The sequence below is a fragment of the Nocardioides sp. genome (genome assembly GCF_030655615.1).
Lineage (GTDB): Bacteria > Actinomycetota > Actinomycetes > Propionibacteriales > Nocardioidaceae > Nocardioides.
This window is the reverse complement of the sequence record NZ_JAURVJ010000152.1, coordinates 22,302-32,383: the sequence shown is the minus strand read 5'-3', so window position 1 is coordinate 32,383 and position 10,082 is coordinate 22,302. Positions and strand designations below refer to the sequence as shown.

Sequence of the window (10,082 nt, the reverse complement as noted above, 5' to 3'; positions counted from 1 at the left end):
AGGAACTTGTACTCCGGCTTGCCGCTCGCGCCCACCGGCGTCGAGTAGAGCTCGATCTGGGCCGGCAGGTTGGTGCCGGTGTTCTTCTCCTCGTACGTCGTCAGCGGTGCCAGCTGGGAGTAGCGCAGGTTGAGCTTGGTGTAGGCGTCGTAGACGCCACGCGAGATCGCCTCGCCGTCGTCGATGCCGGTCAGCACCCCCTCGGACTTCTTGCCCATCACGATCGCGGTGCCGGTGTCCTGGCACATCGGCAGCACGCCGCCGGCGGAGATGTTGACGTTCTTGAGCAGGTCGAGCGCGACGAACCGGTCGTTGCCCGACGCCTCGGGGTCGTCGATGATCCGCCGCAGCTGGGCGAGGTGGGCGGGCCGCAGGTAGTGGCTGATGTCGTGCATCGCCTCGGCCGTCAGACGCTGCAGCGCCTCGGGCGCGACCCGGAGGAACGTCTGGCCGTCGACCTCGACCGTCGACACGCCCTCGGTGGTGACCAGCCGGTAGGGCGTCTCGTCCGGTCCGGTCGGCAGGAGGTCGGAGTAGCGGAACTCGGGACCGGAAGCGGCTGCGGTGCTCACGACCGTCGAGCGTAGTTGCTGCGTAGGCTGGGTCCGTGACCGAGCCCGACCGGACGCCCGACCTCCGCATCTCGGACGCCGAGCGCCACGCGGTCGCCGAGATCCTGCGCGACGCTGCCGGCTCCGGCCGGATCGACCTCGAGGAGCTCGACGAGCGCCTGGAGGCGACCTACGCCGCCCGTACCTACGCCGACCTCGTCCCCCTCACGAGCGACCTGCCGTCCGCACCGACGCCGGCCCGGGCCCAGCCCGAGGCCGCCCCGGCGACCACCGGCGGGGTCGAGGGGGAGGCCAGGCCCGTCCGGCACCTCGCGATCATGAGCGGCCTCGAGCGCAAGGGCGTCTGGACCGTGCCCGCCGCGATGACCATCACCTGCATCATGGGCGGCGCCGACCTCGACCTGCGCGAGGCACGGTGGACGACGGGGGAGTGCGTGCTGACCGTCAACGCCTTCATGGGCGGCGCCTCGATCGTGGTCGGGCCCGACGTCGACGTCGTGGTCGAGGGCACCGGCATCATGGGCGGCTACTCCGCGCCGTCCGGGCTCGTCGACTCCGAGCTCGCCGACGACGCTCCCGTCCTCCGGGTCCGCGGCATCGCCGTCTGGGGCGGCGTCTCGGTCGAGCGCAAGCACCGCAAGGGCCGCGGTGGCCTGCCCGACGGACGCAAGCCGCACCGGCTCCACTGACCCTTCGGCTGACCCCGCGGCTGACCCCGCGGCTGACCCTGCGGCTGACCTTGCGGCCGACGTGGCAGCGTTGACCCCGTGAGCAACCAGCCCCCGGCCCCCGACGGACCCCCTTGGGGCAACCCACCGAGCGGGCCCCCGAGCGGGCCGCCGTCGTACCAACCGCCGCCGTCGTACCAACCGCCGCCGGCGTACGCGCCTTCGTCCTCCCCGTCCGACCCGTCGAGCCCGTCCTACCCACCGCCCGGCGGCCCGGGCGGCCCCGGCGGCTGGACGCCCGGCCCCCCGCCGGGGAAGCCGCGGCGGACCCGGCTCGTGCTGGCGGTCGTCGCGGCGCTCGTGGTGGTGGCCGCCGCCGTCGTCGTCCCGCTCGTCCTGCTGGGGGACGACGACGGGCCCGACGACGCCGGCGCCGACCGGGGCACCGAGAGCTCGTCGTCAACCGGGTCCGACACCGACACCGACACCGGCACCGGTACGGCGTCGTCCGAGCCCGACACGTCCGACCTCAGCGACGTGCAGAGCTATGAAGACCTGCCGACGACCCACGTCACCGACCCGGTCGACTATGCCCAGACCCCGCCGGTCGGCGGCGAGCACTTCGGCGAGTGGCTCGAGTGCGGCGCCTACGACGAGCCCGTGGTCGACGAGAACGCCGTGCACGACCTCGAGCACGGCGCCGTGTGGATCACCTACGACCCCGCGCTGGCCGACGACGACGTGGCCGCGCTCGAGGCCCAGCTCCCGCAGAACGGCATCATGTCGCCCTACGACGGCCTGCCCGCCCCGGTGGTCGTCACCGTCTGGGGACGCCAGCTGGCGCTCACCGGGGCCGACGACCCGCGGCTGCCGCTCTTCGTCGAGGAGTTCGACGACGGCGTCACCGCACCGGAGGCGTTCGCGTCCTGCGCGGGCGGCACCGCGGTGGGACCGCCCACCGCCTGACCGCAGCCTGACCTCAGCCTGACCGCAGCCGGACTCAGCCGCCCTCAGGCGGCCTCAGGCGGGCGGGCCGGTCGACCCCCGGTCGACGAGCGTCCACGGCACGCGGACGACGGACTCGGTGAGCACCTCGCCGTCCATCAGCCGCAGCGCCATCTGGGCCGCGATCCGGCCCTGGTCGGGGACCCCCTGGTCGATCGTGGTGATCCCGAACAGGCCCGACAGCGGGTGGCCGTCGACGCCGACGACCGACATCTGCCCCGGGACCCGCAGCCCGCGCCGGCCGAGCTCGCTCCAGGCCGCGACCGCGATCTCGTCGGAGTAGCAGAAGACGGCCGTCGGGGGCCGCGGCAGCGCGAGCAGCCGGGCGAGCCCGGCCGCACCGGACGTGACGCCGTAGGGCTCGCTGACCACCAGGTCCTCGTCGAGCGGCACGCCCGCGGCGTCGTGGGCGTCGGCGTAGCCCTGCAGTCGTCGTACGTCGGAGGACCACACGGCGCCCTCGGTGTCGAGGGTGCGGATCAGCCCGACGCGGACGTGGCCGAGGTCGAGCAGGTGGCCGGTGGCGGCCAGGGCCAGCGCCCGGTCGTCGACCTCGACGTGGGGGTAGTCGCGCAGCCGCCCGCCGGCGACGATCACGTCGACGCCGAGCAGGTCGAGCCGCTCCTCCTCCTCGGCGCGCAGCGGCAGAGCGACCAGCACGACCGCGTCGACCTTGCGCCGCGACGGCAGGTGCTGGAAGAACCGACGCCGCTGGGTCTCGCCGTCGACCTGGTAGACGATCAGGTCGACGTCGACGTCGCGGACGGTCTCCTCGATGGCGGCGACCATGCTGGCCTGGAACCACGCGTCGAGCCGGGGCACGACGACCGCGATCCGTCGCGTCGACCGTTGCGACAGGCCGGAGGCCGCGGGGGAGATGACGTAGGCGAGCTGGTCGGCGGCCGCGAGGATGCGGTCGCGGGTCGGCGCGCTCACGCCGGGCCGGCCGCGCAGGGCCCGTGACACCGTGGCGATCGAGACGTCGGCCAGCCGGGCCACGTCGGCCATGTTCGCCGGGTCGAGAGCGCCTCCGCCCTCCCCACGGGGACGCACCGATCTCGGACGTATCGCACCGTCCATCCCCGCAGCGTGCCACGCCGGACCCGGTGACGTAAGGCCTGGGAGCCTGCTGATTGTGGCGGCGGTCACACCGAGGTCACGATCAGCGCAAACGTTTGCGGAAAACGCCCCGGGGCGATGGACACCCGCCTGAAGCAGTAGTAAGAACGTGCCTACCGCATGTGATGGGCGCCACAGCAGAGGCCCTCGGGAGGGGAAGTTCATGAACAGACCGCGTTCCAGGAGTCGCCGGCTCGCCGCGATCGCCACCGCATCGATGGTGGCGTTCGCGCTGTCCGGCTGCCTGCAGGATCCCAACGAGACGGGGGCCGGAGCCGCTGGGCTCGAGGGCTACGTCGACAACGCCCAGGAGGACGGCGACAACGTCGTGACCATCCTCGGCGCCTTCGGTGGCGTCGAGAAGGACAACTTCGAGGCCTCGCTCAAGGCGTTCGAGGACGAGTCCGGCATCGACATCAAGTACACCGAGGACACCGACTTCACCACCACGATCCAGACCAAGGTCGCCGCGAGCGACCCGCCCGACATCGCGTTCTTCCCGCAGCCGGGCGGTCTGCTCGACCAGGCCAGGAAGGGCGCCATCCAGCCGATCGACACGTTCCTCGACTACGACGCCCTCAACGACTCGCTGGTCCCCGGGCTGCTCGACTACACCAACCTCAACGGCCGCCTCTACGGCGCCCCGGTGCGCCTCGCCAACAAGAGCGTCGTCTGGTACGAGAAGGAGGCCTGGGACAAGGCCGGCTACAAGGTGCCCCAGACCCTCGACGAGCTCTACGCCCTGGCCGACCAGATCAAGGCCGACGGCACCACGCCGTGGTGCATGGCCTGGGACGCCGACCAGGCCACGGGCTGGGTCGGCACCGACTGGATCGAGCAGCTGGTGCTCTCGACCCAGGGCGAGGACTTCTACAACGACTGGATCTTCCACAAGGTGCCGTTCGACGACCCCAAGGTCGTCGAGGCGTTCGACGCGTTCGGCCGCATCGCCAAGGGCGACGGCACCGTGCTCGGCGGCGCCAAGGGCATCATCAACACCCCCGTCCAGGAAGCCATGTTCCCGGCCTTCAACGACAGCCCGCCGCGCTGCCTGATCGAGCGCCAGGGCAGCTTCGCCGCGACGTTCTTCCCGACCGAGCCCAACAACGTGCAGACCGACCTCGACAAGTACACCGGGGTCTTCACGTTCCCGTCCAAGGAGGCGCCCGCCGAGGGCGAGGCCCCGCCGGTGCTCGTCGGCGCCGACTACGCCGCGCTCTTCAACGGCAACGACGAGGACTCCCAGAAGGTCATGCAGTTCCTGACCTCCGACAAGTTCGGGGTCGAGTGGGCGCAGGCCGGTGGCTGGCTCTCGCCGCACAAGACCTTCGACTCCAGCAACTACCCCGACCAGACGACCAAGGACATCGCCGCGATCGCGGCCGACGCGCCGTTCGCGGTGTTCGACGGCTCCGACGTGATGCCGGCCGAGGTCGGCTCGGGCTCGTTCTGGACCGGCATGGTCGAGTGGGTCGAGGGGGCCTCCTCCGAGGAGGCCACCAAGTCGATCGAGGACTCGTGGCCCGAATGAGCACCTCGATCGACTCCCGGACCCGGCCGGGCAAGCCGGGACGCCACGAGCGCGACGGCGAGTCGCCCCAGGAGCCGGGCGGCACCCCGCCGCCCGCGCCCCCGGGGCCCCACGACGCGGGCGGCACCAGCGAGCGGGCCAACGTCGCGCGCCTCCTGCTCGGCCTGGTCGGGCTCATCGCGGTCGTCTGGTTCGCCGCCAACGCCTTCCTGGCCTTCGCCTACCACCCCGAGTGGTTCGCCGACAGCAAGCTGCTCATCGGCGTCCTGGCCCTGGTCATCGGGGTGGGCGGCGCCTACCTGATGTTCTTCTTCCTCAACATGTTCGTCGAGGGCATGCCCGGCCGGCTCTCGCGCGGGGTCATCCCCTACGCGTTCCTGCTCCCGGGCTTCGGGCTGATGGCGGTGATGCTGCTCTACCCGGCGATCCAGACCATCAACTACTCCTTCGCCAACGCCGACAGCACTGAATACGTCGGGCTCGACAACTACCGCGAGATCTTCGGTGACTCCGAGTTCCGCCAGGCGATCTTCAACAACATCCTCTGGCTGCTCATCGTGCCCGCGGTGGTCGTCTTCATCGGGCTCATCATCGCCGTGCTCGTCGACCGGCTCTCGGCCCAGGGCGAGAAGATCGCCAAGAGCACGATCTTCCTGCCGATGGCCATCTCGTTCGTCGGGGCCTCGGCGATCTGGACCCTGGTCTACGCCTACGACGACCCCTCGGAGTCGCCGACCGGTCTGCTCAACGCCATCTGGCGAGCACTCGGGGGCAGCCCGCAGACGTGGCTCCAGGAGTCGGGCCTGCGGCTCAACTCGATCCTGCTGATGGTGATCCTGGTCTGGCTCCAGGTCGGGTTCGCGATGATCCTGCTGTCGTCGGCGATCAAGGGCGTCCCCGAGGACACCCTCGAGGCGGCCCGCATCGACGGGGCCAGCGAGTTCCAGATCTTCACCAAGGTCGTCGTGCCCCAGATCAAGGGCACGATCATCACGGTGTTCATCACCGTGCTGATCCTGGTCCTCAAGGTCTTCGACATCGTCTACGTGCTGACCAACGGCCGCAACGAGACCCAGGTGGTGGCCAACCTGTTCTTCAAGCAGCTCTTCCAGTCCGACAACGCCGGCGTCGCCTCGTCGATCGTCGTCGTGCTGCTGCTCGCGGTCACCCCCGTGCTCATCTACCAGGTCCGCCACTTCCGCAGAGAGGAGGCCGGCCGATGACCGACCTCAGCAAGGCTCCGACCGCCGAGGCGGCGATCACCTCGCCCACCGCCGAGGAGACCGGACGACGCCCACGCATGCAGAAGGGGCTGATGGCCGACGGCCGTCGGCGCAGCCCGTTCTCGATCATCACGATGGCCGTGGTCTGCGTGCTGTGGACCCTGCCCACCATCGGGCTCCTCGTCACCTCGTTCCGCTCGCGCGAGGCGCAGGGCGGCACGGGCTGGTGGACGGCCCTGTGGAACGGCGGCTGGACCGTCGAGAACTACAAGGGTGTCTTCGAGGGCGCCGACCTCGGCGGCTCGCTGCTCAACAGCGTGCTCGTCGCGGTCCCGGCCACGATCATCCCGATCATGTTCGCCGCGTTCGCGGCCTACGCGTTCTCGTTCATGGACTTCCGGGGCAAGGACCTGCTGTTCATCGCGATCGTGGCGGTCATGGTGGTCCCGATCCAGGTGGCCTTCCAGCCGCTGCTCAACCTGGTCGGCCCCAACGGCCTCGGCATCCAGGGCGAGTTCATCGCGGTGTGGCTGCTCCACACCGGGTTCGGCATGCCGCTGGCCATCTACACCCTGCGCAACTACATGGCGACCCTGCCCAAGACGGTCATCGAGTCGGCCAAGATCGACGGGGCCACGCACTTCCAGACCTTCTGGAAGCTGATCGTCCCGATGTCGGTGCCGGCCCTGGCCGCCTTCGCCATCCTGCAGTTCCTCTGGGTGTGGAACGACCTGCTCATCGCCAAGCTGTTCCTCAACTCCGACAACAGCACGGTCATCGTCGACCTGCAGGGTCTGCTCGGGGCGCAGGGGCAGGGCACCGAGCTGCTGCCGGCGGGCGCGTTCATCTCGATCGCGATCCCGATGATCGTGTTCTTCGCGCTCCAGCGCTACTTCGTGCGCGGTCTCACCTCCGGAGCCGTCAAGGGATGACCCACCTGACCCGGGAGGGCGTGAGCGTCGTGCTCGCGCCCTCCCCGTCAGGTGTGCCAGTCCTCCTGCACTGGGGTGCTGCGCTCGGCGACCTCGCCGACGACGACGTCGAGTCGCTGCTCGCCCTGCACACACCTGCCACCCCCCACTCGGCCCTCGACGCCCCGCGCCTGCGGGGCGTCGTCGGCGAGGCCGGCTCGGGCTTCACGGGCCTGCCGGGGCTCACCGGCTGGCGGCCGGGCGGGGCGTCGGTGGCTCCCCGGCTGCGGTCCTGGACGTGGGCGCCCCACGACGACCCGGCCGTCGGCGTCCGGGTCTCGTCGACCGACGACGAGGCGGGTTGGGCGGTCGACGTCGACCTCGGGCTCACGCCCGAGGGTCTCGTCCTCCTGCGCACGACCGTGACCAACGTCGGGACGGGCGCCCTGGTGCTCGGCCAGGTGCGCAACGCGCTGCCCGTGGCCGCGCGGGCGACCGAGCTGCTCGACCTCACCGGCCGCTGGACCCGCGAGCGGACGCCGCAGCGCGGCCCGTGGCGGATCGGCACCCACCTGCGCGAGGGGCGTCACGGTCGCACCGGTCACGACGCGTCGCTCCTGCTCGCGGCCGGCACGCCCGGCTTCGGGTTCGGTCACGGCGAGGTCTGGGCGACCCACGTGGCCTGGAGCGGCGACCACGCGGCCTACGCCGAGCGCACGCCCGAGGGCGAGTGCCTGCTCGGCGGCGGCGAGCTGCTCGCCGACGGCGAGGTCGTCCTCGAGCCGGGGGCGTCCTACGCCTCGCCCGCGCTGGTGGGGTCCTACGCCGCCGACGGGCTCGACGGCGTCAGCGCCCGGTTCCACGCCTGGCTGCGGCGCACCCGCCCGCTGACCCGGCCGCGCCCGGTGCTCGTCAACACGTGGGAAGCCACCTACTTCGACCACGACCTCGCCGGGCTCACCGCGCTCGCCGACGCCGCGGCCGAGGTGGGGGCCGAGCGGTTCGTGCTCGACGACGGCTGGTTCCTGGGCCGGCGCGACGACCGGGCCGGCCTCGGTGACTGGACCGTCGACCCCGCCGTCTGGCCGCAGGGCCTGCACCCGCTGGTCGACCACGTCCACCAGGCGGGCATGGACTTCGGGCTCTGGGTCGAGCCCGAGATGGTCAACGTCGACAGCGACCTCGTGCGCGCCCACCCCGACTGGGTGCTGCGTGGTCGCGCCGACCTGCCCGACGAGTGGCGCCACCAGCAGGTGCTCGACCTGCGGGTGCCCGCGGCCTACGCCCACGTGCGCGACGCCCTGCTGGCGCTGCTCGACGCCTACCCCATCGCTTTCCTCAAGTGGGACCACAACCGCGACCTCGTCGACGTGGGCGCGGCCGTCCACGGCCAGACGACGGCGTTCTACGCCCTGCTCGACGAGCTCCGTGCTACCCGCCCCGACCTCGAGATCGAGACCTGCGCCAGCGGCGGCGGACGCGTCGACCTCGGCGTGCTCGCCCGCACCGACCGGGTCTGGGCCAGCGACACCATCGACGCCGTCGAACGCCAGCGCATCCAGCGGTGGACCTCGCTCCTCGTCCCGCCCGAGCGGCTGGGCGCCCACGTCGGCGGCCCGGTCGCCCACACCACCGGACGCCGTCACACGCTGGGGTTCCGCGCCGCGACGGCCCTGCTCGGCCACCTCGGCATCGAGTGGGACGTGCGCGGCCTCGATGCCGACCAGCGCGCCGAGCTGGGGGAGTGGGTGCGGCTCCACCAGCGGCTCCGGCCGCTGCTCGCCACCGGGCGCCTGGTCCGTGGCGACCACCCCGACCCCGCCGTCGTCACCACCGGGATCGTCGCGCCCGACCGCGCCGAGGCGTGGTACGTCGTCGCGCTGGTCGACTCGACCCTCACCCAGGGCCCCACCCCGGTGACCCTGCCCGGGCTCGACCCTTCGCGGCGCTACGCCGTGCGCGACGTGACCCCGGCGGGCCACCAGGCCAAGGGCCACATCGGGGCGAGCTGGCTCGACGGGCACGGGCACGTCGCCGCCGGGTCGGCGCTCGGTGCGCTCGGCGTACGCCTGCCGGTGCTGCTGCCCGAGACGGCGCGCGTGCTGCACGTGGTCGCGGATGCTTGACCTGCCGGACGACTGGGTCTGGGACTTCTGGACCTGTCGCGAGGGGGAGCGCACCCACCTGTTCTTCCTGCACGCGCCGCGCTCGCTCGGCGACCCCGACCGGCGCCACGAGCACGCGGCGGTCGGCCACGCGGTGTCGACCGACCTGGTGACGTGGACCCGGCTCACCGACGCGCTGGCGCCCCAGCCGCCGCCGGCCTTCGACGACCTGGCCTGCTGGACGGGCAGCGTCGCGCGCGCCGACGACGGCCGCTGGTGGATGTTCACCTCCGGCATCACGCGCGCGACCGGGCCGGCGGTGCAGCGGATCGGCTCCTCGTGGTCCGACGACCTCGTCACCTGGACGCGCACCGACCTGGTGCTCGAGGCCGACCCGCGGTTCTACCGCCTCGACGACGAGGTGCACTGGCGCGACCCCTGCGTGGTGCGCGGCGACGACGGGCTCTGGCACATGCTGGTCACGGCCAAGACCGGGGTCGGGAGGGGCGGCGGCGTGGTCGGGCACGCGACGTCGTCCGACCTCGTGAGCTGGGACGTCGGGCCGCCGCTGAGCGCCGCGACCGGTCGCTTCGACCAGCTCGAGGTGGTCCGCGTCGTCGAGGTCGACGGTCGCGGCGCGCTCCTCTTCTCGTGCCTGGGCACGGAGATGCCCGGGGCAGCGCCCGGCGACGGCGGGGTGTGGTCGGTCCCCCTCGAGGGTCCCGGCCGGCCGGTCGACGTCGCGTCCGCCGTACGCCTGGTGGGGGAGGAGCTCTACGTCGGCGACGTCGTCCCCGGCCCCGACGGGCCGGCGCTGCTGGCCTTCCGCCACACCGGGGCCGACGGCCGCTTCGTCGGCGGGGTGACCGACCCGGTCCGGGTCGGCTGGCGGCCGGACGATCGCGGCCTGCAAACGTTTACGTGAGCCGCGCGCAGGGCTAGTGTGAC

The 10,082-nt window shown here is 72.2% G+C and carries 9 protein-coding genes; 7 read left to right on the top strand and 2 right to left on the bottom strand.

From position 1 onward, the window contains the following. A partial coding sequence (locus tag Q7T52_RS12725) for a fumarate hydratase (RefSeq protein ID WP_304803037.1) occupies positions 1-572 on the bottom strand: 572 nt, incomplete at its 3' end. A 35-nt stretch (positions 573-607) separates the two neighbouring features. On the opposite strand from Q7T52_RS12725, the gene Q7T52_RS12720 reads away from it, so the two are divergent. Both Q7T52_RS12720 and Q7T52_RS12715 read left to right on the top strand, forming a co-directional pair. Continuing rightward, a complete protein-coding gene (locus Q7T52_RS12720; RefSeq protein WP_304803035.1) occupies positions 608-1,261 on the top strand; it encodes a DUF1707 domain-containing protein in 654 nt (217 codons plus the stop codon). A gap of 315 nt (positions 1,262-1,576) precedes the next feature. Beyond that, a complete protein-coding gene (locus Q7T52_RS12715; RefSeq protein WP_304803033.1) occupies positions 1,577-2,206 on the top strand; it encodes a DUF3105 domain-containing protein in 630 nt (209 codons plus the stop codon). A 54-nt stretch (positions 2,207-2,260) separates the two neighbouring features. On the opposite strand, the gene Q7T52_RS12710 is transcribed toward Q7T52_RS12715, so the two are convergent. After that, complete coding sequence (locus tag Q7T52_RS12710; RefSeq protein WP_304803031.1) at positions 2,261-3,253, bottom strand: LacI family DNA-binding transcriptional regulator; 993 nt, start codon at positions 3,251-3,253, stop codon at positions 2,261-2,263. A gap of 274 nt (positions 3,254-3,527) precedes the next feature. On the opposite strand from Q7T52_RS12710, the gene Q7T52_RS12705 reads away from it, so the two are divergent. From Q7T52_RS12705 to Q7T52_RS12685, 5 genes are read left to right on the top strand one after another with little or no spacing between them, the layout of a single operon-like run. After that, positions 3,528-4,895 carry an ABC transporter substrate-binding protein gene (locus tag Q7T52_RS12705; RefSeq protein ID WP_304803029.1) on the top strand — a complete coding sequence of 456 codons (1,368 nt, stop codon included), beginning with the start codon at positions 3,528-3,530 and terminating at the stop codon, positions 4,893-4,895. Continuing rightward, positions 4,892-6,118 carry a carbohydrate ABC transporter permease gene (locus Q7T52_RS12700; protein ID WP_304803027.1) on the top strand — a complete coding sequence of 409 codons (1,227 nt, stop codon included), beginning with the start codon at positions 4,892-4,894 and terminating at the stop codon, positions 6,116-6,118. The genes Q7T52_RS12705 and Q7T52_RS12700 overlap by 4 nt, the downstream gene beginning before the upstream one ends. Beyond that, on the top strand, positions 6,115-7,050 hold the full coding sequence (locus tag Q7T52_RS12695) for a carbohydrate ABC transporter permease (RefSeq protein ID WP_304803025.1): 936 nt from the start codon (positions 6,115-6,117) through the stop codon (positions 7,048-7,050). The genes Q7T52_RS12700 and Q7T52_RS12695 overlap by 4 nt, the downstream gene beginning before the upstream one ends. Continuing rightward, positions 7,047-9,155: an alpha-galactosidase gene (locus Q7T52_RS12690; protein ID WP_304803024.1), complete on the top strand. Its 2,109-nt coding sequence runs from the start codon at positions 7,047-7,049 to the stop codon at positions 9,153-9,155. Before Q7T52_RS12695 ends, Q7T52_RS12690 begins: the two co-directional genes overlap by 4 nt. Continuing rightward, the gene (locus tag Q7T52_RS12685; protein ID WP_304803022.1) at positions 9,148-10,059 is read left to right on the top strand and encodes a hypothetical protein; all 912 of its coding nucleotides are present in this window, start codon (positions 9,148-9,150) and stop codon (positions 10,057-10,059) included. Before Q7T52_RS12690 ends, Q7T52_RS12685 begins: the two co-directional genes overlap by 8 nt. Positions 10,060-10,082: the final 23 nt, after the last annotated feature.

What these genes read in the sequence shown, in the direction of transcription:
- Q7T52_RS12695 (WP_304803025.1), top strand. Translation starts at nt 6,115, where the DNA reads ATGACCGACCTCAGCAAGGCTCCGACCGCCGAGGCGGCGATCACCTCG.
- Q7T52_RS12700 (WP_304803027.1), top strand. Translation starts at nt 4,892, where the DNA reads ATGAGCACCTCGATCGACTCCCGGACCCGGCCGGGCAAGCCGGGACGC.
- Q7T52_RS12710 (WP_304803031.1), bottom strand. Translation starts at nt 3,253, where the DNA reads ATGGCCGACGTGGCCCGGCTGGCCGACGTCTCGATCGCCACGGTGTCA.
- Q7T52_RS12685 (WP_304803022.1), top strand. Translation starts at nt 9,148, where the DNA reads ATGCTTGACCTGCCGGACGACTGGGTCTGGGACTTCTGGACCTGTCGC.
- Q7T52_RS12690 (WP_304803024.1), top strand. Translation starts at nt 7,047, where the DNA reads ATGACCCACCTGACCCGGGAGGGCGTGAGCGTCGTGCTCGCGCCCTCC.
- Q7T52_RS12705 (WP_304803029.1), top strand. Translation starts at nt 3,528, where the DNA reads ATGAACAGACCGCGTTCCAGGAGTCGCCGGCTCGCCGCGATCGCCACC.